The organism is Microbispora sp. NPDC046973 (genome assembly GCF_040644495.1).
Classification (GTDB): domain Bacteria; phylum Actinomycetota; class Actinomycetes; order Streptosporangiales; family Streptosporangiaceae; genus Microbispora.
Window position 1 is genome coordinate 127,724 of the sequence record NZ_JBEYWQ010000004.1, and the last position, 23,619, is coordinate 151,342.

The following is a 23,619-nucleotide window of genomic DNA, read 5'->3' on the forward strand; positions in this document are numbered from 1 at the left end:
GTTCCCAGGCAGACGCGTACGACCGAACTGCGGCGGCCGCGGCCTAGCGTCGTCGCCATGACCGAATGGAACGCCAGTCACATCCCCGATCAGCACGGCCGGGTCGCCGTCGTCACCGGCGCGAACTCGGGACTCGGCCTGGTCACCGCGACCGAACTCGCCCGGCACGGGGCGCACGTCGTGATGGCCGTGCGCAACACCGTCGCCGCCGAGCGGGAGGCCGAGGCGATCCGGCGCTCCGCGCCCCGGGCCGAGATCGAGGTGCGGGAGCTCGACCTGGCCTCGCTCGCGTCCGTGCACGCGTTCGCGAAGGACCTGACCGCCGGCTTCCCGGCGATCGATCTGCTGGTCAACAACGCCGGCGTGGTCCTCCTCGGCCCCGCCCGCACGACGGCCGACGGGTTCGAGCTTCAGCTCGGCACCAACATGCTGGGCCACTTCGCCCTCACCGGCCTGCTGCTCGACAGCCTCGGCCGGGCGGACGCCGCACGGGTGGTCAGCCTCAGCTCGATCACCCACAAGAACGCCCACCTCGACTTCGACGACCTGATGTCGCGGCGCGACTTCAACGCCAGTCGCGCGTACGGCCGCTCCAAGCTCGCCACCACCGTCTTCGGCCTCGAACTCGACCGCCGCCTGCGCGCCGCGGGCTCGCCCGTCGTCAGCGTCGTCGCCCACCCCGGGCTGTCCCGAAGCAATCTCACCCCCCGGGCCTGGGAGTACCGCCCCCGGGCCGGGCGGATCTTCGCCAGAATCGGGCTGCTGGTGACGCAGCCGGCCGAGCGGGGGGCCCTGCCCCAGCTCTTCGCCGCGACCGCGCCCGGCGTGCGCGGCGGTCAGTTCTTCGGACCGTCCGGCCTCTGGGAGACGCGCGGCCGGGTCGTGGAGGTCCGCCCCAGCACGGAGGCGGCCGACCCGAGTGTCGGGCGGCGCCTGTGGACCGCCGCCGAGGCGCTGACCGGCGTCACCTACCTCTAACCTGACGCACTGGGTCGCCGAGGGTGCGGATCACTTTCTTCGCAGGCCACCGCAATTCTGGCGATCGGCCGGGTCGAGAAATCGGAATCCGGCAATCGACATAAGCGGCCTGGCTACGCTCGGCGCCATCTGTAGAGGAGGTCCTCCAGCGGTGCGTGAGCTGTACGGCTTCGAGATCGAGCCAGAAGTCCGGCAGTGGCTCGACAACCTCAGCGACAGCGATTTCAAGCGGGTCGACGAGGTGGCCGGTCTGCTCGCGGAGAAGGGCACGGAGCTCGGCGGGCCTTGGTCGGATCACCTGGAGGGTCCTGTCTGGGAACTGCGCGTTCGTCTTCGGGACGTTGCGGCACGGGTAACGCGGTGTACTTCACGAAGGACCATCGTGTTGCTCACTGTCTTTCATAAGACGAGACAGCATGATCAGCGGCAGATCGATCGGGCGGTCCGGGCGCAGAAGGTGTGCGCGATCAAACGGCGCCGACGGTGCCGCTACTCCGGCTTCTGGCCGCCGCTCTTGAGGCCGACGTCCGTCTGACCCCCGGTCACGACGTGGGCTCGCTGTGGTTCGAGGCCCACGCCGCATAGTTGAACCAAGTTCGAGCCCCTGGCAGCGCACAGGTCATCTGGGAGCGTGTGGGCCTCTCTGGGCCTGGCGTCAGGATCGCGAGGCCGTCGGGTCGAGGGTGCGGATCGTGCCGAACTCGCCGTCGTAGCCGGGGTCCTTGGTCACTTCACCGTTCCGCAGGCGGCCGACGGCCGCGGCGAGCCGCGGCGAGCAGGCGGCGATGTCATGGAGGGGGAGGTCGCCGAGTATCGCGAGCTCGGGCCCGAGCGCGGCCACGAGCCTGTCGGTCTCCACGCCCACCTTCTTGCTCTTCGGGCCCACCCCCAGGGTCTCGGCCACGAGATCCGGGAGCGGGACGAGGTTGCGGAAGCCCGCCGCGCCGCGCGGGCTCCCGCCCGCCGGGCGGTCCGCGAGGTCCTCGACCCTGCTCAGCACGCCGACCGTGAGCTTCCTGCCACAGATCGGGCAGAGGCCGCCGAGCTTGCGCGTCTTGTCCGGGTCGAGCCGCACGCCGCACTTGCGGTGGCCGTCGACGTGGTATTTGCCCGCCTCAGGGAAGAACTCGGTCGTGCCGCACAGGCCGTCGCCGGTGCGCAGAGCCCGCTCGATCGCGAAGTAGTCCAGGTCGGTCTCGAAGATCGTGGTCTCCCGGCCGACGATGGGCGGCGAGTGGGCGTCCGAGTAGCTGACCAGCCGATACCCGTCGAGGCCGGAGACCTGCCACATCATCGCGGGGTCGGCGGACAGCCCGGTCTCCAGCGCGAAGACGTGCTCGGTGAGGTCGCCGAAGCACTCCTCGAGGCTGTCGAACCCCGATCTCGAGCCGAGCACGCCGAACCACGGCGTCCAGACGTGCGCCGGCACCAGGTAGGCGCCCTCGCCGCAGGCCAGGACGGCCTCCATCAGGTCGCGGGAGCTCATGCGTACGGTGGGCCGGCCGTCCACGCCGAGGTCGGCGACCTTGGCGAGGCTGCGGTCGAACTCCTCGGCCTGGTCGAATCCCGGCAGGTAGACGAGGTGGTGGATCTTCCGGGAGCGGCCGCCCTGGGAGTAGACGGTGGAGATCTCCACCGACAGCATGTACCGCACGGGGGCGGCGGCCACGCTGCCCGGCAGCGTCGCCGCGACCGCGCGGTCGAGGTCGTCGCGCAGCCGGAACAGCCCCGGCTCGGCCGGCACCAGGGCCGTACGCAGCCTGTCCAGCCAGGCCGGATGGGTGAAGTCGCCCGTGCCCATGAGCGTGACGCCCTTGCGCCGGGCCCACCAGGTGAGCTGCTCCAGGTCGCTGTTCTTGCTGCAGGCGTAGGCGTACTTGGAGTGCATGTGCAGGTCGGCGTGGAAACGCACGGTGACCTCTCCCGTCGGCTTGACCCTGGATCTACCCGCTTGCCGGTCAGGAGAGGTCCAAACACCCGCCGTGCGGCGCCGGGACGGGGGTCCCGGCGCCGGAGGACGGTCAGGGGATCAGTAGAGCTTGTTGTCCGGCACCGGCAGGTCGATCTGCTGGGGGCCGTGCCAGGTGCCCTTGTCCGTGGGAATGTCGCCGCCGTTCAGCGCCTGGCCGACGCCGAGCACGAGCGGAATCTCCACCCGGCTCTTGTGCAGGTCGACGGTGACGGTCGTGCCGGTGGCCCGCTCGCCGCTGTAGTTCGAGTCGGTCCCGGCGATGACCAGGCCGATCCTGTGGCCCTTCTTGAACGTGTACTCCTGCGGCAGCGTCTTCCACGTGACCTGCGCGTACGCACCGGGCGTCAGCGGCGACGACTCGGAGAGCGAGTCGCGGTTCTGCGCGTCGATCCAGCCGCGGGCCACGACCTCCAGGGGCCTGGTGGCCAGGTTGGTGACGACCTTCTTGTAGCAGGCGTCGTCGGAGGCGGTGCTGTCGCCGTGGCAGTCCTCCTCGGCGAGGGTGGTGATGCCCTGTCCACGGCGCCAGTCGACCCGGGTGTCCTCGCCGAAGTCGACGAGAAGCGCGGTCAGGTTCGAGGTCGGCTTGTCGAGCGAGACCCGCAGGTCCACCTCGGGCGTACCCGACATGCGCAGGTCGCGCGGCAGCTCACCGGTGGTGAAGGAGATGCGTCCGGGCTTGGCCGTGCCGGCGTCGGCGACCATCGCGTCTTCCGACTGGCGGATGTCGGTGAAGCTCGCGGTCTCGCCGTTCTTGCCCGGGTTGAGGCTCAGCGAACCATCGGCGGACGGGCGGAGGAAGTGGGTCGAGGCGGCCGGCGCCGGCCAGTCGCGCTGCGTGATCCACTCGGCCGGGCCGACCTGCACGTCGGCGCGCGGCTCCCGCATGATCCCGTTCTCCACGCCGAGCAGCCAGCGGTCGAACCAGCGGTGCAGCGTGTCGACCCACAGGTCGCGGCGCCCCTCGAAGTCGAAGGGGTCCACGTGCTGATACTGGCCGACCCAGATCTTGCGCGGCACGTTCCGGTCGGCGAGCGCCTGCCACCACACCGAGAAGTTGTCGGGCTTGACGTTCAGGTCGTTGACCGTGTGCACGACGAAGACGCTGGCGTGCACCTTCGACGCGTCGCCAAGCGACCCGGCGACGTAGTCGCGCTCGGCCCAGAAGCCGTTGTAGTTCCCCGTCGCGTCGTCGGCGTCGACGTCCAGTTGAGCCCGCTTCGCCGCGCACTTGGCGGCCGGGTCGGTGTCGATCACCCGGGACAGGTACGACATGTAGTTGTAGTTGTAGATGACGCCGTTGGAGCGCTGGTACTTGTACCAGGAGCTGATGGCGGAGATCGGGACGATCGTCTCCAGGCCCTCGACCCCGGTCGCCGCGACCGCGTTGGCCAGTGTGCCGTCGTACGACTTGCCGATCATGCCGGCCTTGCCGGTGCTCCAGTCGGCGACGGCGGGGGAGCCGTCGTCGTGGTAGGCGGGGGCGCGGCCGTTCAGCCAGTCGACGACCGCCTTGCCGCCCAGCACGTCGGCCTTGCCGCCCACGTCCGGGCAGCCGTCGGACTTGGTGGTGCCGGCCATGTCGACGTTGAGGACGGCGTACCCGCGCGGCACGAAGTAGTTGTCGTAGAACAGCGGGAACTTGGCGGGCTCGCCCGCCGCGTCGTACACCTTGCGCTCGGACTCGTTGCCGCGCCCGGAGTTGTCGTAGTAGGGGCTCTCGTCGATGATCGACGGCACCTTGAGCCCCGGCCCCGACTCCCTGGGCCTGATGATGTCGACCCTGACCCGGTCGAGGCGGCCGTCGGAGTCGCTGTCGACGCTCGACTCGACGTAGACGTGCTCGCGGACGGCGTCGGCGTAGGAGAAGACCGGCTGGGTCCGTCCCTGGTCGACGGTGATGGCCGGCCCGGCGGCCGCGTGGGCCGGGACCGCGCCGATCGCGGTCACGGCGACCGCGGCGATGGCTGCTCGTAACAGCACGGAGAGCCTCCAGAGGGGGTGTGGAATCCTCCGCAAATCTCCATGCGTGCCCGAATGCCGACAAGATCCCTTTATGTGATCGACATCACCTTGATCCTGCTGTGTGACAGAGGTGGTCTGCGGGGCCGACGAACACCGGCGTGTCGGAGACGGCCACGCGCAGCCGCCGGTCGCGGACCTCGACGGCGTGAGGCTCGCCGAACGCGTCCACGGCGGTCGCGGTGGAGGCGGCCCAGGGCCAGGAGACGGGGACGGGCGGCTGGTCCTCCCCGTCGACCATGTCGCGCCGGTCCCACAGCACCAGTAGCGGCCCCCGTCCGGCGCGTTCGACCTCGAACGCGTACAGGCCGGGCGGATCGGCGGGCCGCACGCGGGTCACCCGCTGGGCCCCCTCCAGCTGCGCGGCGAGCAGGGCGAAGGTGTCCGCCGCCGGATGCCGGACGGCGAGTTCGCCGTCCCGGTAGCCGAGCATGGCGAGCTTGCCGAACATCAGATGCATGATCTGCAGCGGGTCGGCCGGTCCTGGGGCCTCGGGTGCGAGGTTCCAGTAGAGGGTGCGGTGAACTCCGGCGGCGAGCGCCTGCAGGGTGCATGCGACGAGCTGGCGGCAGTTGATCCGGTGTCGTCTGGCCTCGAGCTCGGGCGGGCATCCCTCCATGAACATCCGCAGCCGGGCCGGCAGTTGCGGCATCCGCGCGTACAACGCGGCCATGGCCCGTCGTTCGGGAGTGTCCTGCCGGGCCCTGGCGGATAGTTCTTCGGTGCTTTGCACCTGTGCGCCCCCGGCGAAGGCCTCGGCGAGCACTTCGTACATGGCGGCCTGGGCGTCGGGGAACTCGAACGGCACGGGCGCGGCATACTCGCCCACCACCACCGGCCGGAGGCAGTCGTGTGCCCGCATCAGCTCCCGCACGGCCTCGATGTGGGCGGGGACCGCGGCGGCGTCGCCGTACAGGTGCACGTCGAACAGGTCGAAGGCGTCACGGCCGGCGGAGACCACCTGCTCGAAGAAGCGCCACGGCTCGCTTCCCGTTTCGCCGGAGAGCACGTCGTAGCCGCACCCGCCGAGCACCACGGCGGCCGCGGGGTCGGCCTCCTTGACCGCGGCGTACATGACTCTGAGCTGCGCGACGTACTCGTCGGCGGTCCCGGCCCACAGCAGGTCGGTGTTGCTCGGCTCGTTGTCGCACTGCCAGTAGCGCACCCGGCCGGCGCAGCGGCCCACCACCCGGCGTACGAACTCCGCGTAGGCGTTCAGGTCGTGCGCGGGGGAAGGCGGCAGGAAGTCGGTCGGCGTCCGGGTCGCCCACGGGGAGCTGGAGCACAGCGTGATCCACACCTCTTCGTTGCCGTCGAGCTGGCCGAGCAACGCGTCGACCACGTCCCAGCGGTAGCGGCCCGGCTCTGGCTCGATCTGGCTCCAGTACACGTACGCCCGCACGATCCCGGCCCCCAGCGATCGGGCCTGGGGGACGAACGTGCCGGGTGGGCCGAACAGGCCGTAGCTGACGCCCCTCACGATGCCGAGCCGGATCCCCGGCGGGTCGTACGCGTCGGTCGCCGTCTGCGTCATCAGTGCCTCCGATTCTGGAGAGTTTATGCCGTACACTCAAATGTATAGCGTAAACTAACGATGTGAGCGAGGGAGAGACGAACGGGTTCCCGCTGATCTGGACCCAGCCGCCGACGCGGCGGCGCGGGCTCGACCGGGAGAAGATCACGGCGGCGGCGATCGGGGTGGCCGACGAGGCAGGACTGGACGGCCTGACGATGAAGGCGGTCGCCGCCCGCCTCGGGCCGTACTCGCCGATGGCGCTCTATCGGCACGTGCAGAGCAAGGAGAGCCTGTTCGACCTCATGCTCGACGCGGCCACGGCCGAGATCCCGCTTCCCGCGGAACCCGGCGGCGACTGGCGCGGCGACCTGCGCACGCTCGCGCTGGAGACCCGGCGGATGACGTCGCGGCACCCCTGGTTCGCCGTGCTGGTCCACGCCCGCCCTCCGGCCGGCCCGCACATGATGCGCCGGCTGGAGTTCATGCTCACCGTCCTCGTACGGCAGGGCGCGACCGTCGGCGATGCGATGACCTACGCGGCGCTGATCGACCGGCACGTTCTCGGCAGCGCCCTCCAGGAGAGTGAGGAGGCTCGCCTGGAGCGGCGTCACGGCCTGGACGACGACGCCCGGCGGTACGCCGCCATCGCGACGCTCCGCGACCTGGCCGCCGCCGACGGCGGCCTGCCTCACCTCACGGAATGGCTCACCCACCCGGCCGGTCCCCCGCCCGAGGAACGCTTCGCGATCGGGCTCGACTTCGTCCTCGACGGGATCGCCGCCCGCCTGGGATGAGCGCCGCTAACCGCGACCCGGGACTTCTCGCTGTTCTTCAAGGCGCTGCACAAGTGCTCCTCACTGGAAGCCCGGGCGCAGCGGGCGAGGAAGGCGGCGACCGCCTCACCGGCCGTCGTCCTGGCTCCTGCCCGAGGGCGCGCGGCTTCAGTCGCCGTCGGCCGGGCCCCAGACGACGGCGCTCACCTGGGCGCCGTTCTTGTCCGCGTTCTTCGCCGTGAGGATGCGCAGGAAACCCAGGTGCCCGCCCTGGTTGTCCTTCGTCCTGAAACAGAAGCCGCCGCCCGCGGTGAGAGGCAGGGAGCCCTGATCGGTGAGCTCGTGCAGCGCGAGCCCTGATTCGCAGTCGGCGGGCGAGGGATCGTCCTTCTTGTTCCACGTGGCCAGTGATTTGACCGAGGCGTCCAGATTCGGCGGATAGTAACCGACGAGCGTGAAATCCCCGGTGGGATCGAATCGCTCCACCTTCCGGAGGCACCAGATCGAGGTCCAAGGCGTCGTAAGTGAGCTGGGCCTTTCCGCTCCATTGCACGGGCCGTGCGGCGGAGGGCGCGGTGCCCGACGTGGCCGGACTGGCGGCCGGGCCGGCGCCGTTACGCGTGACCACCGCGGTCACCGTGACGGAGGGGTGATCCCATCCTCCGCCTGGGCGTCGACCGGCTCCCACTATTCCTTCGGACGGCCGTCAGGAAAACCGCTTGGGCGTACGGGGCCGGGACGGGGGAGACTTCGGCGCATGGAAACCATCGCGGCGGGACGGCTCACCCTTCGGCCGCTGACAGTGCAGGACGCCGACGAGATGGCGGAGGTGCTGGCGGGGGAGGACCTGTACGCCTTCATCGGCGGCGCCGCGCCCACCCCGGCCGAGCTGCGCGCCCGGTATGCCGCGCTCGAAGCCGGCCGGTCCCCGGACGGGCGGCAGGAGTGGCTCAACTGGATCATCCGTCGCGACACCGACAGGCGGGCGGTCGGCTACGTCCAGGCGACCGTAGTGGACGAGGGGCGGCGGGCCGAGGTGGCGTGGGTCGTGGGGACCCCCTGGCAGGGCCGGGGGTACGCCTCGGAGGCGGCGGCCGCCCTGGCCGGGTGGCTGCGGGCGCGCGGTGTCGCCCGCATCGAGGCCCACATCCACCCCGATCACCACGCGTCCATGACGGTGGCCGGCCGGATCGGCCTGCTGCCCACCGACCAGGTCGAGGACGGCGAGCGCGTGTGGGCATGGGAGCGCAGCGCCAGGTGACCTGTTTCGCGGACCGCTGCTTGTCACACAGCCTCAAGAAGCCCGGTGTCATAGCCGTGTCCGCCTTGCTGGTATTCGTGGCGCTCGCCATGACGGCGAATGTCCGCGGAGCGCACTGGCAGGCGATCGCCTGGGTGACGCCGTCACCCGATGGGCGGACGCTGACCGCGACGCGTTCGTCTCGGTGAGTTCGCGCCGGAAACGGCACCGGGAGCGGGGTCCCCGGCGCGGGCGGGGTTCGCCCTGGTTTCATGGATTCTTCGGCGTTCCTCGTGGAGGCGGGCATGGACACGGCGGAGTGGTATCGGTACTTCGCGGAGCGGGAGGTCAGGGGGCACAGTCCCGCCTACGAGGCGCTCGCTCTCGGCGTCGCCGCCGATCCCGGGCTGCTCGAACTGATCGACGGCCTGCCGGAGCCGAAGCGGCAGCCCAACCTGCTGCTGGCCGCCGTGCGCTTCCTCGGCGGGCCGTACGACGAGTTCGGCCGCTTCCGGGAGTGGACCGTGAGCCACTGGGCCGAGGTGCGGGAGACGATGCTCACCCGGCGGACGCAGACGAACGAGGCGGGCCGGTGCGCGAGCCTGCTGCCGGTGCTGGCGACGCTGCCGCAGCCGCTCGCTCTCGTGGAGGTCGGCGCCTCTGCGGGGCTGTGCCTCTACCCCGATCGCTACCGCTACCGCTACGACGACGGGCCCGAGATCGGGCCGGCGGAAAGCCCGGTCCTGCTCTCCTGCCGGACGAACGGGAAGGTGCCGGTGCCGGAGCGCCTCCCCGAGGTCGTGTGGCGGGCGGGGCTGGATCTCAATCCCATCGACGTACGCGACGACGAGGCGACGCGCTGGCTGGAGTGCCTGGTCTGGCCGGAACAGGAGGATCGGCTCGCGCGGCTGCGCGGGGCGGTGCGGATGGCGCGGGAAGACCCGCCGCGCCTGGTGCGCGGGGACGCCGCGGCGGCCCTGCCCGATCTCGTCGCCGCCGCGCCCGCCGGGGCGACGGTCGTCGTCTTCCACAGCGCGGTCATGCCCTACCTGGACGCCGAGGCGCGGGACCGCTTCGTGGCGCTCGTACGGAGTCTGCGGGCAGGGGGCCTGCCGGTGCGGTGGATCTCCAACGAGGGCTCGCCCCGGCTGCCCTCGCTTCTTCCGAAGCTGACGGCCGACCTGCCGGAAAGGCGGCTGGCCTTCCTGCCCGCGCTCGACGGCGAGCCGCTCGCGATGGCCGGGCCGCACGGCGAGTGGCTGGACTGGCTCGCCTGACCGGCCTCACCAGGTGAGCCACAGCTCCTCCGGGCCCCTGTGGATGAGCGTGGGGGCCATGACGACCGGCCGGTCCTCCGCGAGCCGCAGCCCGGGCAGCCGCCGGGTCAGGATCTCCAGGGTGATCCGCACCTGTTCGCGGGCGAGCTGAGCCCCCGGACAGGAGTGCACGCCGTGCCCGAAGGCGAGGTGACGCCGGGCGCGCCGGGTGACGTCGAAGTCGCCGGGCCGGTCGTGCCTGGCCTCGTCCCTGTTGGCGGAGCCGTACGCGACCAGGACGGCGGCGCCTTCGGGCAGGTCGGTGCCCGCGAGCGTCACCGGCCGGGTCGTGACGCGGCGGAAGGCCTGGACGGGGGCGTCGTGCCGGGCGGCCTCCTCGACGGCGTCGGGGATCAGGCCGGGCCGGGCGCACAGCAGCTCCCACTGCGCCGGATGCCGCAGCAGATGCAGCACCGCGGTGCAGATGAGGGCCGTCGTGGTCAGGTGACCGGCGATCAGCAGGTTCTGCAGGTTCGACACCAGCTCCGCCCGCTGCTCCCGCGTCAACGGCCCGGCGCCCGGCGCGAGCGCGCGGACCATCTCGGTGCACAGGTCGTCGCGGGGGTCCTCCCGGCGGCTTCGCGCGTACTCGTCGAGCAGATGCTGCAGGGCGACGACCTCACGGGCCGCGGCGATCCGCCCCTCCTCCCCGACCGGGAGGAAGAACAGCTCCTCGGCGCGGTAGCCGGTCTCGACCGCCAAGGTCACGTGCTCGGGGTCGAGGCCCAGCAGGCGCCCGATCACCTCGCCGGGCAGCCTCCTGGCGTACGCGCGGACCAGTTCGACCCTGCTCATTTGGGCGGAAGCCCGGCCCGCCGAGGCGAAGGCGTCCACGAGTGACTCGGCACGTTCCCGGATGAACGGTACGACCGCGGCGATCCGGGCGGGTGACAGCCCCCGGACGAGCGGGGCCCGGTAGCGCTGGTGCGCCGCCCCGTCGGAGGTGACCACGATGGGCGCGCCGCCGACGCCCTTGCCGAGCTCGGCGAGCACGGACGGCTCGGGGACGAAGTCGCCGCGCAGCGCGTTGGCCGAGGAGAAGACCTCCGGACTGCGCAGCACCTCGCGCACGTCGGCGTCCCTGGCGACCAGCCAGGCGTTCATCTCGGGGAGGAAGGTCAGCCCGGGGGTCTCGCGGGCCTTCGCGTAGACGGGGTAGGGGTCGCGAAGCAGCGCGTCGGACATGCCGGGCCTCCCGTGATCGGAATCGGGTTCCTCCCGTCATACTGATCGGCTCCGGCCGGTACGTGAACGGTCCGCGCGGACACCGAGGATCATGACCGTTCACACCGGCACTCAGACCAAGATCGCGCCTCCGTCGACCGTGATGACGGTGCCGGTGGCGAACGGCTGGGTCATGGCGAACAGGTAGGCCTGGGCGACCTCGTCGGTCTCGCCGACCCGGCCGACGGGGACGGCGGCGGCGGTCTCCCGGTACATCCGCTCGCGGTCGGCCTCGTCCATCCGGTCCCACAGCGGGGAGCGCACCACGCCGGGTGAGATCGCGTTGACCCGGATCGGGGCGAGTTCGACGGCGAGCGCCCTGGTGAGGGACTCCATCGCGCCGCAGACCGCGGCCGCGACCGCCCAGCCGGGGCCCGGCCGGTCCTTGGCGATCCCGGTGGTCAACGTCACCGAGCCGCCCGGGCGCAGGTGCGGGGCCGCCGCACGCACGGCCGCGAGCGCGCCGAAGAATCGTACGGTGAAGAACGACTTCGCCTGCTCGGGGTCGAGCGTCGCGAGCGGGGTCAGCTCCAGCGGTTCGCCCGCCGTGTAGACGAGGTGGTGGATCTCGCCGAGGTCCTCGAACAGGGAGCGGACGCGTTCGGTCCGGGAGAGGTCGGCGACCCGGCCCTGGGCGCCGGCCGGCAGTGCCGCCAGGGCGCGGTCGACGCCCGCCGCAGTGCTGGAGGCCACGAGGACCTCGGCCCCCTCCTCGGCCGCGGCGCGTGCCGTGGCCAGTCCGATGCCCGAGGTGCCGCCGAGGACGACGACGCGCTGCCCGTGAAGCTTCATGGTGGTGACCTTTCGCCAGAATCGGAGGTGTCTCCACTTTGCGATCGCACGTGGGCGGGCGTCCAAGACCTGTCCGGGCGCCTGTAATACCCTCAGGGCATCAGTCCTGCGAGGAGGCGCCGGTGGACGTGGACCTGCGCAAGCTGCGTTACTTCGTGGCGGTCGCGGAGCGGCTGCACTTCGGGCGGGCGGCCGAGGCGCTGCACATCGCGCAGCCCGTGCTGTCCCGGCAGATCAGGGCGTTGGAGGGCGAGCTCAGGGCCCAGCTGTTCGTCCGCACCAGGCGGGGCACCGAGCTGACGCCCGCCGGCGAGCAACTCCTGGAGGACGCCCGGCCGCTGCTCGCCGCCGCCGAGGCGTTGCGGCGGCGGGTCGGCCGGGCCGCCCGCGGCCCCCGGACCTTCACCGTGGCCTTCATGCCCGGCCTCATCGTCACCCCGGCCGTGCGCGCCCTGTCCGCCCGGCACCCCGAACTCACCGTCGAGGTGCTCCGTACGAGCTGGGACGACCAGATCGACGTCATCCGGGACGGGCGGGCCGACGTCGGCTACGTCCGGCTGCCGGTGGACCGGCGCGGGCTGCGGTTGCGGCCGCTGTTCGCCGAGCCGCGCGTCGTGGTCCTGCCGGCGGGCCATCCGCTGGCGGGCAAGGACGCCGTCGACGTCGCCGACCTGGCGGGCGAGTGCCTGCTGCAGAACCCCGCCACGGTGCCGGAGTGGCCCGGCGACGCTCCCCGGACGGAACCCGCGGTGCGCACCGTCGAGGAGAAGCTGGAACACGTGGCGGCGGAGCGTGGCGTCGTGATCCTTCCGCTGTCCGCCGCGACCTTCTACACCCGTTCCGACGTGGCGCACGTGCCCGTCCGGGACCTGCCGCCCAACGAGGTCTGCCTCGCGTGGGACGCCGACCGCCGCGGCCGGCTCATCCAGGAGTTCGTCGACCTCGCCGCCGATCTGCAAGGGGAAGGGCCGTAAGGGCGTGGGATCCGCACCGCGGGGGGTAAGGACAGAGCGGAAGGAGAAGGCATGCCTGACCCTGCGGAGACGGAGCGGCTGCGCCAGGTCGTGGACGAGGTCTTCCACGACCGCCTCCGCGCGACGCGCCGCGACCTCTACTCCGCCGCCGCCGCGGACATCCACGTGCCGGCCGAGACCCTCGCCCTCCTGAACGAGATCCCCGAGGGCTCCTACAGCCGGCGGGAGATGCTGGAGGCGATCGAGGGGGCCGTACGGGACCGGGACGAGGCGGAGCGGGAGGCGCGGCGACCCGAGCGGATCACCGCGCTGGAGGACACGGCCGAGGCCGAGCACGCCATCGCCGACGACACCACGTTGAACGCGCTGATCCAGGAGTCCTCCGGCCCTCCGCCCGACGCGCCGCGGTTCCGGGAGCCGGGCGAGTGAGACGCCCCGCGCACACCGAGGCGCACACCGAGGCGCGCAAGAGGGCGTCCGAGAAGGCGCACGAGAAGGAGGGGTGACGCGATGCGATCTGGCCCGGTGACGATGCGGGTGCGGCGCTACCTGCCCGACGGCAATCCGTTACGGCGCGGAACCGACCGCGTCGAGTCCGCGGCCGTCCTGGTCTCCCTGATCCTGGCCGCGCTGAGCCTCGTCGCGGCGTTCGCCGTGGGCACCGCCGTCTACCGCGGCGGCCTGGCCGAAGAGCAGTCCGGCCGGTGGGTGACGGCCACCGTCACGCGGGACGCGCCGGCGGCCACCTGGGTCGCGGTGGAGGGCACCGCCGCGCGGCTGCGCACGGGCGTCGCCTGGACGGCCGCCGACGGCCGCACGGTGACCGGGCAGGCGCCGGTTCCCTCGGCGGCCAAGGCCGGCACGTCCGTACGGATCTGGCTGGACCGCGAGGGCAGGCCGGGCGACGGCCCGCGCAGCCGGATCGACACGGTCGCCGACGGCGTCGCGTCGGGGACGGCCACGGCGGCGCTGTCGCTGACGGCCCTGCTGGGGTGCCTCGCCCTCGTCCGCCGCCGTCTCGACCGCCGCAGGTACGCCGCCTGGGACGCCGGATGGCTCGCCATGAACCGGCGGCGCAAGCCCGAGGACGCGTGAGCAGACACACAGGAGGCGCGTCGTGCTGACAGTCACCGACCACGCCGTTCAGGCGATCCGCGATCTGATGGTGGGGGAGTACCTCCCCGAGGAGGCGGGCCTGCGCATCGCGGCCAAGCCGGGCGAGCCCGCCTCGCTGGAGCTCTCGCTGGTGAGCGCGCCCTTCTCGGGCGACGAGGTGATCAAGAGGGCGGACGTGCGCGTCTTCCTCGACGCCCAGGTCGCCCAGGCCGTCGGCGGCAAGACGCTGGACGCCGAGACGGGTCCCGGCGGCCGCCCGACCTTCCGCCTGAGCTGAAACTCACCGGCCGGGACTCACTGGTCGCCCTCGCCCTCCTCCTCGTCGGGCGGCAGGCCGGTGCCCGCCACCGTGTCGGCGAGCTGGTCGTCGTCGAGCCGCCCGGTCGGCGGCTGTCCGAGCGTGCCTCCTCCGGAGGCGCCGCCGCCCGAGATTCCCTTGCCGCCGACGATGCCGGCGGCGTCGAGGTCCGCCTGCTCCACCGACCCCTTCCGGGTGGCCCGGATGCCGGGCGTCCGGTTCTTGAACCGCGGGTCGTCCTGCGCGTTGGTCGCCAGCTCCTCGGCGAGCTGCTTCGGGTTCATCTTCTTCTCGTCCATACGGGCCGCCGTACCCGGCGGCCCGTATGCCATTCATCCGTCAGAGCACCTCAGAGCTCGGCCGGGACCCGCTGCGCCGGAACACTCGCCTCCTGGCGGCTGCGCAGCGCCTCCAGGCCGACCAGGTCGTCCGGCTCGGCGTCCGGGGTCTCCTGGTCGAACCTCGCCAGGGCCGGATGCCGCAGGGCCAGCGTGATCGTGAGTGCGATGGCCAGGCCGCACACCACGTACAGCAGGCCGATGCCGCGGCCCTCGCCGACCCCGATCACCCTGCCGACCGTGCCGGCCAGCGGGCCGTCCGGCCGCATCAGCGGCTCGAAGACCAGCCCCACCAGCCAGGCCTGTACGGCCAGGCCGACCGGCTGGGTCGACAGCGCGAGCATCCGGTTGATCGCGATGACCCGGGCGTGGTAGCGCTGGGGCACCTTCGAGTGGATGATCGTCAGCCAGATGCCGTCGCTGATCGTCATCATCAGCGACATGCCGAAGGCCCCGACCGTGATCAGGACGAGCGACGGGCGCAGACCGGCGATCGCGCAGAAGATCCCGAGCACGCCGGCGGCCGACAGCATGCCGAACATCCTGCGGTCGCGCGGGCCGCCCCACAGCGTGATGATCAGACCGCCGCAGACCGCCCCGATCCCGGCGAGCAGCGCCACCCGCCCGGTGTCGGCCAGCTCCCCGACCGACAGCACCAGCGGCGAGATCATGATGAACCCGGTGAACAGGAAGAAGTTCACGATGAACATGGTGAAGGCCATGGCCCGCAGGCCCCGCCGCCGCAGCAGGTAGCGGAAGCCGTTGCGGATCTCGGCGGAGACCGTCTCGCGGCGCCGCCAGGCCATCGTGGCCGGGAAGCGCACGAGCAGGGTCACGGCGAACGCGATCGCGTAGCAGATCACGTTGGCGGTCAGGATGCCCTCGATGCCGATCAACGCCAGCACGGCCACGGAGAACAGCGGGACCATGAGCTGGGCCACGGCGTTGCCGAGCTGGACGACGCCGCCGACGTGGTGCAGGTAGTGCTTGGGCGCGAGCTGCGGACCCGCCGACTGCCAGGCCACCCGTTGGAGAGTCACCGATATCGACAGCACCACCAGCAGGCCGTACAGCAGGGGCATGCTCAGCACGTCGCTCGCCATCAGCGCGAGCAGCGCGGCCTGCACGGCCAGCGACATGCCGTCGGCCGCCAGCATCGCCCGCTTGCGGTCGTACCGGTCGACGAGCGCGCCGATCAGCGGCGCGAGGACGAGCCCCGGCACCAGCCCGATGATGGCGAACAGGCCGAACTGCACCAGCGAGCCGCTCTTCAGGTACGCCCAGATCGGCACGGCGAACTCGGTCATCACGGCGCCGATCATGGAGACGATCTGACCGGTCGCCACCGTGAAGAACCGGCCCAGGCTGGGCTGCGGCCCGGCGACGTCGGCCCGCCGGTCGGTGGACAGCGCCTGCCGCCACCAGGTCGCGGGATCGTCGGGCGGACGCGGCCGCCACTCCCCGGGACTCTCGAGGGCGGCGTGGGTGCCCGTGACGATCGCGGCCAGCTCCTCGGTGCGGTATCGGAGGAAGTAGTGGCCGGCCTCGGCCATCACGACGAGCGCCGTGGTCTCGGAGACGCAGTGCCAGTCGCGGTAGCGCTCCTGGTAGAAGTCGGTCAGCGCGTCGCGGTCGCCGACGATCGAGATCACCGGGGCGCGCAGCTGCGGGCTCTGCCGCTCCACGAGCTCGCTGAAGTAGTCCTCACCGGCCCGCGCGTCCACCCGCATCGTGCGGATGATGTGGTCGACCTGCTCGGGGTCGAGGTCCTGCAGGTCGGCGCCCATCGCGCGCAGCCAGTTCGCGTGCGCGTTGGCGTTGTCCAGCGCCTTACTGCGGAAGACGCGCCCGAGCAGGCCGTTCAGGCCCTTGGTGGGGGTGGCGAACGGGAAGCTGCCGCCCATGTAGACGGCCTCCACGCGCCGCCCGGCCGCCTCCAGCCGCCGCGCGATCTCGGCGGTCAGCGCGCTGCCGACGCAGTGGCCGTACAACGCGACCGGGCCGCGCACGCGGTCGATCACCTCGTCGCAGACCCGCTGCGCGGCCTCGTGGAACGGGATCGTGCTCTCCTCGACGCCCAGCTCGTGGCCGGGCAGGGCGACCGCGAACAGCGAGTGCCCGTCCGGCAGCGCGTCGGCCAGCGGCTGGTAGACCATCGCGCTGGCCCCGCCGTACGGGATGCAGACGAGCGACAGTGCCGGCGCCTTGACCGGCCGGGTGAGCTCGACCAGCAGGCCGCGCGGCCCGTTCTCGGGCTCCTCGGGCCCCTGCCGGGCCGCGTCGATCAGCGCCGCCAGCTCCCGCACGGTGCGGTTGGCGATCGCGTCGAGCACGGTCACCTGGTAGCCGTCGGCGGGCAGCGCCTGGCGCAGCTTGGCGACCATGCGGATGAGCAGCAGCGAGTGGCCGCCGAGCGCGTTGAAGTCGCTGTCGATCGAGACGGCCTCGATGCCGAGGACCTCACGCCAGACCCCGGCCACCACGATCTCGGTCTCGGTCGTCGGCTCGGCCAGGTCCTCGCCCACCCGGACCACCGGATCGGGCAGCGCCTTGCGGTCCACCTTGCCGTTGGCGTTGAGCGGGATGGTCTCCAGCGGCACGAACACCGACGGGACCATGTATTCCGGCAGTCGTTCCGCGCAGTGGTCCGCCAGCTCGGACAACTCCGGACCCGTGGGGACGTAGTAGGCGACGAGCCGCTTGTCCTCGGGCGTGAACGCGTGCACGGTGACGACCGCGTCGCGCACGCCGGGGTGGTCGAGGACGGCCGCCCGCACCTCGTCCAGCTCGATGCGGTAGCCGCGGATCTTGACCTGGTCGTCGAACCGGCCGAGGAAGGCCACGTTCCCGTCGCGGGTCCAGGTCACCCGGTCGCCGGTGCGGTACATCCGGCCGCCCTCATGGAAGGGATCCGGCAGGAACCGCTCCTCGGTCAGGTCCGGCCGGTTCATGTAGCCGCGGGTCACGCCCACGCCGCCGACGTACAGCTCGCCCGGCACGCCGACCGGCTGCAGCCGCCGGTTGGCGTCCAGCACGTACATCCGCATGTTGGGCAGCGGGCGTCCGATCGGGACGACCTCCACGAGCTGGGCGTCCCGCACGGGATAGATGCACGTGCCGACCGACGCCTCGGTGGGGCCGTACTCGTTGATCAGCCGGCCCGGGCCGAGCATCTCCAGCCACCGGTTGGCCATCGAGCCGGGCAGCGCCTCGCCCGCCACGACGATCTTCCCGGCGAGCGCGGCGGCCTGCCGGGCGTCGATCTGGTGACCGAGCACCTCCAGATGGCCGGGGGTGCACTTGATGAAGGCGTACGGCCCGCCCGCCACCAGCAGCGAGCCCAGCTCGCCCATGTCGAAGTCCTGCGCCAGCACGGTGACCCGCCGGCCCACGACGAGCGGCGCCCACAGGTTGGGCACCACGAGGTCGAACGCGACCGATCCGAACAGCGGCGCGCCGCCGTCGGCCTGGGACGCCAGGTCCTCGACGGCCCACCACACGTGGTTCACCAGCCCGCGGTGGGTGACCTGCACGCCCTTCGGTTTGCCGGTGGAGCCCGAGGTGAAGATCACATAGGCCAGCCGGTCGATGTCGTACGGCACGCCGGCCGGATCGCCGGGCCGGCCGTCCAGCACCCCGCTCCCGACGTCCACGACGTCGGTGCCGTCGAACAGGTGGGTGTAGCCCGCTGAGGTCAGGACCAGCGGGGTCGCGGCGATCGACAGCATGTCGCGGACGCGCTGCGCGGGGAACTTGGGATCCATCGGCAGGTAGGCCGCGCCCGCCTTCCACACGCCCAGCAGGCAGGCGATGAGGTCCGGGCTCCGGTCGAGCAGCACGCCCACCGTGTCCTCCGGGCCGATGCCCCGCTCGCGCAGCAGGTGGGCGACCTGGTTGGCGCGGGCGTGCAGCTCGGCGTACGTGGTCGTGCGGCCCTCGAAGGAGACCGCCACCGCGTCGGAGTCCGCGTGGCGCTCCAGCAGTTCGGGCAGGGCCACGTCCGGGTACGGCCGGGCCGAGTCGTTCCAGGCGCCCAGGACCACGTCGCGCTCGGCGTCGGTGAGCAGCTCCAGGTCGGCCAGCGGGGTCTGCGGGGCGGCGGCGATCCGCTCGGCCAGCGCCCGGTAGTGCCCGGCCATCCGTGCCACGGCGTCCGCGTCGAACCGGTCCTTCTGATAGGTCAGGTAGAGCTCGGGGTCGCCGGCGCCGTTGAGGTGCACGAGCAGCGCGAGGTCGTAGGTGAAGTCGTCGACCTCGTGCTCCCAGACCGACGCCTCCAGCCCGGGCCAGCGCCCGCGCTGGTCGCGGAAGACGCGCAGCGAGAAGCCGACGGTCGACAGCGAGAAGTTGCGGGCGTCCCGGTCGCTCAGCGCCCCGGCCAGCTCGGAGAACGGCAGGTGGTTGGTGAGCGCCTCGCCCAGCCTGCGCCGCACCCCGGCCGCCGCCTCACGGAACGAGGGGTTGCCCGACAGGTCGGCGCGCAGCGGCAGGGCGTTGACGAAGCAGCCCAGCACGGGCTCCAGCTCCACCCGGCGCCGGCCGCCGTCCACCGTGGCGATCGTCAGGTCGCCCTGCCCGGTGTAGCGCGCGAGCAGCATCGAGAAGACCGTGAGCAGGGCCACGAACGGGGTGGTTCCGGGGCCGCCGGCTTCCCGCAGCGCCCGCAGGACCTCGTCGGGCAGCGTGAACAGGTGGCAGTCGCTCCGGTTGCCCTCGATGACGGCCTGGCCGTCCCGCGCGATGGGCAGCTCCAGCGCGCTCGCGCCGTCGAGCCGGTCGCGCCAGTAGGCGAGCCGGCCCTCGCGCTGCTCGCCGGTCAGCTCACGCCGCGACCAGGCCGCGTAGTCGGCGTACTGGAGCGGGGGCGTGGCCACCTCGGCGGGACGGCCCTCGTGGGCGGACGCGTAGACGCTGGTGAGCTCGTCCACGATGATGCCGACCGACCACCCGTCGCACGCGATGTGGTGGCAGACGAACATCAGCACGTGGTCCTCGTCGCCCAGCCGGACCAGCGTCGTACGGTGGACCGGCCCGGTCTCCAGGTCGAAGCGTTCGACGGCGGCCCTGGACGTGATCTCCCGGGCCCGGGCCTCCCGCTCGGACTCCGGCAGGTCCCGCAGGTCGACGACGTCGAGCGGCGCCGGCCCGGGGTCGAGGACGATCTGCCGGGGCTCGTGCCCGTCGCCCTCGTAGACCGTACGCAGGATCTCGTGGCGTTCGACGAGGCTGTCCAGGGCGATGGTCAGGGCCCCGGTGTCGAGGGGGCCGGTGAGCCGCAGGCCGATCGTGGCGTTCGGCGCCGGAGCGCCCTCGGCGAAGCGGGCGCCGAGCCACATCTGGGTCTGCTCGTAGGAGCAGGGGGCGGGTCCCCCGCCGCGCGGGGCGATCGCGTTCGCGGCGGCGGCCTTGGCGGCCCTGGCGGCGAGGAGCCGGCGTAGGGCCTCCTGCCTGCGTGGGGAAAGCGACGCTATTAGATGCTCGTTGTCAGTCGTCGGCGATATCGTCACCGAGCGTTCTCCTCTCTGCGCAGATAATGCGCAGGACCAGCTGACCACGCAGAAAAGTGGTTGAACCAGAAAACGCTTGATCGTCGATTCCGCAGGACCTCGCCGCGTATCTCGCCGCGTTTCGAGCCGAGATGCGTGGGAGCGCTCCCACGAAAGTGATTATTTCACGATACGGGATGCATGCTGGGTAAGGCAAGCCTCGCTTCGACCTGCGATCAGGTGCGAAGAGTATTGGGAAATCGACCTTCCGTCATCGTCTGTGGATGGCAGAACATGAGTGCTCGTCGGCATTGCCGGCGGACACAGACGAATGTCGGATAATTTGACTCACGCCGTCGAGTACACCGGATGAAACATGTTTCTTGCGCGTGACCCGATCCGGGTTCTATGTTGGCCGCCGGAATCTCTTTCCGCAGGGGCGCCGCCTATTCGAGGGCCCGCCTGCCTCCTTAATTCGACTTTTCCCCGTGCTCGGCCGCGGCCGGATCCCGCGCAGAAGGAGGACGCATGGACGACTTCTGGAAGCCCCTGGAAATAACTCCGGACGGCTCCGCCGCCACGCCCGAGGGGCTGGTGGAACGGCTGCGCGAATTGAGCGTGGGCGACCTGCTGGTCCGTGAGAAGGCGCTCGTCTTCCGGGGGTTCGGCGTCACGCCCGAGACCCTCGACCGCGTCATGGACATGCTGCTGCCCAACCGGCTGGCGTACGTCCACGGCAACTCGCCCCGCACCAAGGTGGGCGGCAACGTCTACACCTCGACCGAGTACCCGCCCGAGTACACGATCTCCATGCACAACGAGCTGTCGTACTCCGCCACCTGGCCCTCCCGGCTGCTGTTCTACTGCGAGAAGGCGGCCGAGACCGGCGGGGCCACCCCCGTCGTGGACGGCGTGCGCTGGCTGGAGTCGCTCGACGACGAGGTCAGGGAGGCCTTCGCCAAGGGCGTGCGCTACACCCAGAACCTGCACGCCGGCCGGGGGCTCGGCAAGAGCTGGCAGGAGACGTTCGAGACCGACGACCGCGACGAGGTGGCCGGATTCCTCGACCGCATCGGCGCGGACTGGCAGTGGCGGCCCGACGGCGGCGTGCGGGTCTCCCAGGTCAGGCCGGCCACCACCCGGCACCCCGTGACCGGCGCCGAGGTGTGGTTCAACCAGGCCGACCAGTGGCACCCCGCCTCGCTGGGCGACGAGGCCGCCGCCATGCTCGCCGAGCTCATGCCTCCGGAGGAGCTGCCCCAGTCGGTGACCTTCCCCGACGGCGCCCCGATCCCCGGCGAGTACGTGATCCAGGTGCGCGACCGGGGCCTGGACAACGCGGTGGACGTCGACTGGCGGGAGGGCGACCTGCTGCTGATCGACAACGTGCTGGTCGGGCACGGCCGCAGGCCCTTCACCGGCTCCCGCCGCATCCTCGTCGCCATGTGCGACTGACCGCGCTCTCGAAAGGGACACCGCAGTGAACAAGATCGGGCTTGGGGTCGCCGCGACCTTCACCGCCGAGCCGCTCGGGGACGCCCTGCGGTTCTGGCTCGCCGAACTCGACGTCGAGGGGGACGCCGAGGAGGACATCGCCTTCGCTCCGTACGACCAGGTCTTCCCCTCGCTCCTCGACTCGGGCAGCGTGCTCGGCCGGGCCGGCGCCGCCGTCGTGCTGGTCCGGGCGGAGGATCTGGTCGCCGGGGATCTGATGGCCGAGCAGGACGGGCTCGACGAGGTGGAGGCCGTGGCCACCGACCTCGCCGCCGCGCTGCGGACCTCGGCGCGCGCGTCCGGCACGCCCCACGTGCTCGTCGTCTGTCCTCCCTCGCCCGAGCACGGCTCGCCCGAGGCGCACGCGCGCCTCGCCTCCGGTCTGGCCCGGGCGTTCGAGGGCGACCGGGCCGTCTCCGTGCTCACCTCCGCGGAGCCGTACGAGCCGGAGCCGGAGGCCGTCCACGACGCCTTCGCCGACCGGACCGGCAACGTCCCCTACACCGACCGCTACTTCGCCGCGCTGGCCGCCGCGGCGGTCCGCCGCCTGCACGCCATGACCACCCCGCGTCCCAAGGTCGTCGCCGTGGACTGCGACGGCACGCTCTGGGACGGCGTGGTCGGCGAGGACGGCCCCGACGGCGTGGTCATCGGCCCGGAGCGCATGGAGATCTGGCGGGAGCTGGCCCGCCAGGTCGCCGCGGGCAGGCTGCTGTGCCTGTGCAGCAAGAACGAGGAGAAGGACGTCCGCGAGGTGTTCGCCCGGCATCCTGAGCTGCCGGTCGGCCTGGACGACGTCGCCGCGATGCGCGTCGGGTGGGAGGCCAAGTCCCAGGCGCTGCGCTCGCTCGCCGCCGAGCTCGACCTCGGGCTCGACTCCTTCGTCTTCCTCGACGACAGCCCGGTCGAGTGCGCCGAGGTCCGGGCCGGCTGCCCCGAGGTGCTGACCCTCCGGCTCCCGGCCGGCGCCGCGGAGGCGGCGGCCTTCCTGCGGCACTGCTGGCCGCTCGACCTGGCCGCGGTCACCGAGGCCGACCGCGAGCGCACTCGCCGCTACCAGGAGGAACGGCAGCGCGAGCAGGCCAGGGACGAGATGTCCCTCGCCGACTTCTTCGCCACGCTCGACCTGCGGGTGACCATCACCCCGGCCGGTTCCGAGCACGAGGCCCGGGCCGCTCAGCTCGCCGAGCGGACCAACCAGTTCAATCTCTCGGGGGCGCGCCGCCTGGACGGCGACGAGAAGTTCGTCGTGGACGTGCGCGACCGCTTCGGGGACTACGGCGTCGTCGGTCTCACCGACGTGCGGACGGAGGGGGACACGCTGCGCGCCGGCGCGTTCCTGCTCAGCTGCCGGGCGCTCGGGCGCGGGGTGGAGCACCGCATGCTCGCACACCTGGGGGCGCTCGCTCTGGAGCGCGGGCTGGCCCGGGTGGCCCTGGCCTTCCGGGCGACCGAGCGCAACCGACCGGCCAGGGACTTCCTCGCCGCTCTGCCGGCGAGGGTGGAGCCGTACGGCGAGGAGGCGGCCTGGTACGTCCTCGACGCGGCCGACGCGGCGGCCGTCGTCCACGTGCCGGGCCCTGCTGAGGAGAGGGCAGCGGGGCCCGCCGGGACCGTCGGGACCGTTCGGGCCGCCGAGACCGCCGCTCCCGCCGGCTGGGCGGCCGTCGAACGGATCGCGACCCGGCTGACCGGCGCCGACGCGATCCTCGACGCCATGCGGGCCGCCCGTCCCGTGACGGAGGTGGCCGGAGCGAGTCCCGTCGAGGCGACCGTCATGCGGATGTGGGCCGAACTGCTCGACGTGGCGCCGGCCTCGGTGAGCGACGGCTTCTTCCAACTGGGCGGCCACTCGTTGCGGCTGGTGCAGTTCATGGCGCGGGTGCGTGCCGAATTCGGCGTCGAGCTGCCCTTCGACACGCTCTACACCACCTCGTTCACCGTCGCCGAGGTCGCCAAGGCGATCGAGGAGCGGCAGCTCGCCGACACCGACGACGAGGAGCTGGCCGGGCTGCTCGACGAGCTCGCGGGCCTGTCGGACGAGGAGATCGACGCCCTGCTCGACTCGGGGAACGGCTGA

At 72.0% G+C, this 23,619-nt stretch carries 20 protein-coding genes; 12 read left to right on the forward strand and 8 right to left on the reverse strand.

The genetic code is table 11. The features are described 5' to 3' along the window. Nucleotides 1-57: 57 nt before the first annotated feature. On the forward strand, nucleotides 58-978 hold the full coding sequence (locus tag ABZ860_RS10580; protein WP_357217969.1) for an oxidoreductase: 921 nt from the start codon (nucleotides 58-60) through the stop codon (nucleotides 976-978). Nucleotides 979-1,129: 151 nt separating this feature from the next. Continuing rightward, nucleotides 1,130-1,513 (forward strand): type II toxin-antitoxin system RelE/ParE family toxin, encoded by a 384-nt coding sequence (locus tag ABZ860_RS10585; RefSeq protein ID WP_357217972.1) that lies wholly within the window; start codon nucleotides 1,130-1,132, stop codon nucleotides 1,511-1,513. 120 nt (nucleotides 1,514-1,633) lie between these two features. Here the strand turns inward: ABZ860_RS10585 and ABZ860_RS10590 are convergent, their stop codons facing one another. The 3 genes from ABZ860_RS10590 to ABZ860_RS10600 form a co-directional block, all read right to left on the reverse strand. Then, nucleotides 1,634-2,890 (reverse strand): endonuclease Q family protein, encoded by a 1,257-nt coding sequence (locus tag ABZ860_RS10590; protein ID WP_357217974.1) that lies wholly within the window; start codon nucleotides 2,888-2,890, stop codon nucleotides 1,634-1,636. Between the two features lie 117 nt (nucleotides 2,891-3,007). Then, on the reverse strand, nucleotides 3,008-4,933 hold the full coding sequence (locus ABZ860_RS10595) for a Xaa-Pro dipeptidyl-peptidase (protein WP_357217977.1): 1,926 nt from the start codon (nucleotides 4,931-4,933) through the stop codon (nucleotides 3,008-3,010). A gap of 85 nt (nucleotides 4,934-5,018) precedes the next feature. Then, nucleotides 5,019-6,506: a hypothetical protein gene (locus ABZ860_RS10600; RefSeq protein ID WP_357217979.1), complete on the reverse strand. Its 1,488-nt coding sequence runs from the start codon at nucleotides 6,504-6,506 to the stop codon at nucleotides 5,019-5,021. 62 nt (nucleotides 6,507-6,568) lie between these two features. On the opposite strand from ABZ860_RS10600, the gene ABZ860_RS10605 reads away from it, so the two are divergent. Further along, nucleotides 6,569-7,282 (forward strand): TetR/AcrR family transcriptional regulator, encoded by a 714-nt coding sequence (locus ABZ860_RS10605; RefSeq protein ID WP_357217982.1) that lies wholly within the window; start codon nucleotides 6,569-6,571, stop codon nucleotides 7,280-7,282. A gap of 147 nt (nucleotides 7,283-7,429) precedes the next feature. Here ABZ860_RS10605 and ABZ860_RS10610 read toward each other — a convergent pair whose 3' ends face one another. Further along, nucleotides 7,430-7,747 (reverse strand): hypothetical protein, encoded by a 318-nt coding sequence (locus tag ABZ860_RS10610; RefSeq protein ID WP_357217983.1) that lies wholly within the window; start codon nucleotides 7,745-7,747, stop codon nucleotides 7,430-7,432. Between the two features lie 38 nt (nucleotides 7,748-7,785). Here ABZ860_RS10610 and ABZ860_RS10615 point away from each other — a divergent pair, with 38 nt between their 5' ends. The 3 genes from ABZ860_RS10615 to ABZ860_RS10625 all read left to right on the forward strand — a co-directional run bounded on the left by ABZ860_RS10615 (nucleotide 7,786) and on the right by ABZ860_RS10625 (nucleotide 9,778). Further along, nucleotides 7,786-7,914 (forward strand): hypothetical protein, encoded by a 129-nt coding sequence (locus ABZ860_RS10615; protein WP_357217985.1) that lies wholly within the window; start codon nucleotides 7,786-7,788, stop codon nucleotides 7,912-7,914. Nucleotides 7,915-8,018: 104 nt separating this feature from the next. After that, entirely contained in the window at nucleotides 8,019-8,522 is a 504-nt protein-coding gene (locus ABZ860_RS10620) for a GNAT family N-acetyltransferase (protein WP_357217987.1), read from the forward strand. A gap of 251 nt (nucleotides 8,523-8,773) precedes the next feature. Beyond that, on the forward strand, nucleotides 8,774-9,778 hold the full coding sequence (locus tag ABZ860_RS10625; RefSeq protein WP_357217989.1) for a DUF2332 domain-containing protein: 1,005 nt from the start codon (nucleotides 8,774-8,776) through the stop codon (nucleotides 9,776-9,778). A 6-nt stretch (nucleotides 9,779-9,784) separates the two neighbouring features. Here the strand turns inward: ABZ860_RS10625 and ABZ860_RS10630 are convergent, their stop codons facing one another. Beyond that, nucleotides 9,785-11,002 carry a cytochrome P450 gene (locus ABZ860_RS10630; protein ID WP_357217991.1) on the reverse strand — a complete coding sequence of 406 codons (1,218 nt, stop codon included), beginning with the start codon at nucleotides 11,000-11,002 and terminating at the stop codon, nucleotides 9,785-9,787. Between the two features lie 111 nt (nucleotides 11,003-11,113). Continuing rightward, complete coding sequence (locus ABZ860_RS10635) at nucleotides 11,114-11,833, reverse strand: SDR family oxidoreductase (protein ID WP_357217993.1); 720 nt, start codon at nucleotides 11,831-11,833, stop codon at nucleotides 11,114-11,116. 122 nt (nucleotides 11,834-11,955) lie between these two features. On the opposite strand from ABZ860_RS10635, the gene ABZ860_RS10640 reads away from it, so the two are divergent. The 4 genes from ABZ860_RS10640 to ABZ860_RS10655 all read left to right on the forward strand — a co-directional run bounded on the left by ABZ860_RS10640 (nucleotide 11,956) and on the right by ABZ860_RS10655 (nucleotide 14,200). Next, nucleotides 11,956-12,807: a LysR substrate-binding domain-containing protein gene (locus ABZ860_RS10640; RefSeq protein WP_357217995.1), complete on the forward strand. Its 852-nt coding sequence runs from the start codon at nucleotides 11,956-11,958 to the stop codon at nucleotides 12,805-12,807. Nucleotides 12,808-12,858: 51 nt separating this feature from the next. Next, nucleotides 12,859-13,236 carry a hypothetical protein gene (locus ABZ860_RS10645; RefSeq protein ID WP_357217997.1) on the forward strand — a complete coding sequence of 126 codons (378 nt, stop codon included), beginning with the start codon at nucleotides 12,859-12,861 and terminating at the stop codon, nucleotides 13,234-13,236. A gap of 81 nt (nucleotides 13,237-13,317) precedes the next feature. Next, the gene (locus tag ABZ860_RS10650; protein WP_357217999.1) at nucleotides 13,318-13,902 is read left to right on the forward strand and encodes a hypothetical protein; all 585 of its coding nucleotides are present in this window, start codon (nucleotides 13,318-13,320) and stop codon (nucleotides 13,900-13,902) included. A 22-nt stretch (nucleotides 13,903-13,924) separates the two neighbouring features. Next, on the forward strand, nucleotides 13,925-14,200 hold the full coding sequence (locus tag ABZ860_RS10655) for a HesB/YadR/YfhF-family protein (protein ID WP_139576997.1): 276 nt from the start codon (nucleotides 13,925-13,927) through the stop codon (nucleotides 14,198-14,200). A 17-nt stretch (nucleotides 14,201-14,217) separates the two neighbouring features. Here ABZ860_RS10655 and ABZ860_RS10660 read toward each other — a convergent pair whose 3' ends face one another. Together ABZ860_RS10660 and ABZ860_RS10665 are read right to left on the reverse strand one after the other, a co-directional pair. Further along, nucleotides 14,218-14,520, reverse strand: coding sequence for a hypothetical protein (locus ABZ860_RS10660; RefSeq protein ID WP_357218002.1), 303 nt, complete (start codon nucleotides 14,518-14,520; stop codon nucleotides 14,218-14,220). 50 nt (nucleotides 14,521-14,570) lie between these two features. Further along, the gene (locus ABZ860_RS10665) at nucleotides 14,571-20,066 is read right to left on the reverse strand and encodes an amino acid adenylation domain-containing protein (RefSeq protein ID WP_357218004.1); all 5,496 of its coding nucleotides are present in this window, start codon (nucleotides 20,064-20,066) and stop codon (nucleotides 14,571-14,573) included. A 507-nt stretch (nucleotides 20,067-20,573) separates the two neighbouring features. Between ABZ860_RS10665 and ABZ860_RS10670 the strand changes: the two genes are divergently transcribed. Then, nucleotides 20,574-21,500, forward strand: coding sequence for a TauD/TfdA family dioxygenase (locus tag ABZ860_RS10670; protein WP_357218006.1), 927 nt, complete (start codon nucleotides 20,574-20,576; stop codon nucleotides 21,498-21,500). A gap of 25 nt (nucleotides 21,501-21,525) precedes the next feature. Further along, nucleotides 21,526-23,619, forward strand: a complete 2,094-nt coding sequence (locus tag ABZ860_RS10675) for an HAD-IIIC family phosphatase (protein ID WP_357218009.1) — start codon at nucleotides 21,526-21,528, stop codon at nucleotides 23,617-23,619.

What these genes read in the sequence shown, in the direction of transcription:
- ABZ860_RS10645 (WP_357217997.1), top strand. Translation starts at nt 12,859, where the DNA reads ATGCCTGACCCTGCGGAGACGGAGCGGCTGCGCCAGGTCGTGGACGAG.
- ABZ860_RS10630 (WP_357217991.1), bottom strand. Translation starts at nt 11,002, where the DNA reads ATGTCCGACGCGCTGCTTCGCGACCCCTACCCCGTCTACGCGAAGGCC.
- ABZ860_RS10625 (WP_357217989.1), top strand. Translation starts at nt 8,774, where the DNA reads ATGGATTCTTCGGCGTTCCTCGTGGAGGCGGGCATGGACACGGCGGAG.
- ABZ860_RS10650 (WP_357217999.1), top strand. Translation starts at nt 13,318, where the DNA reads ATGCGATCTGGCCCGGTGACGATGCGGGTGCGGCGCTACCTGCCCGAC.
- ABZ860_RS10600 (WP_357217979.1), bottom strand. Translation starts at nt 6,506, where the DNA reads ATGACGCAGACGGCGACCGACGCGTACGACCCGCCGGGGATCCGGCTC.
- ABZ860_RS10635 (WP_357217993.1), bottom strand. Translation starts at nt 11,833, where the DNA reads ATGAAGCTTCACGGGCAGCGCGTCGTCGTCCTCGGCGGCACCTCGGGC.
- ABZ860_RS10620 (WP_357217987.1), top strand. Translation starts at nt 8,019, where the DNA reads ATGGAAACCATCGCGGCGGGACGGCTCACCCTTCGGCCGCTGACAGTG.
- ABZ860_RS10660 (WP_357218002.1), bottom strand. Translation starts at nt 14,520, where the DNA reads ATGGACGAGAAGAAGATGAACCCGAAGCAGCTCGCCGAGGAGCTGGCG.
- ABZ860_RS10670 (WP_357218006.1), top strand. Translation starts at nt 20,574, where the DNA reads ATGGACGACTTCTGGAAGCCCCTGGAAATAACTCCGGACGGCTCCGCC.
- ABZ860_RS10580 (WP_357217969.1), top strand. Translation starts at nt 58, where the DNA reads ATGACCGAATGGAACGCCAGTCACATCCCCGATCAGCACGGCCGGGTC.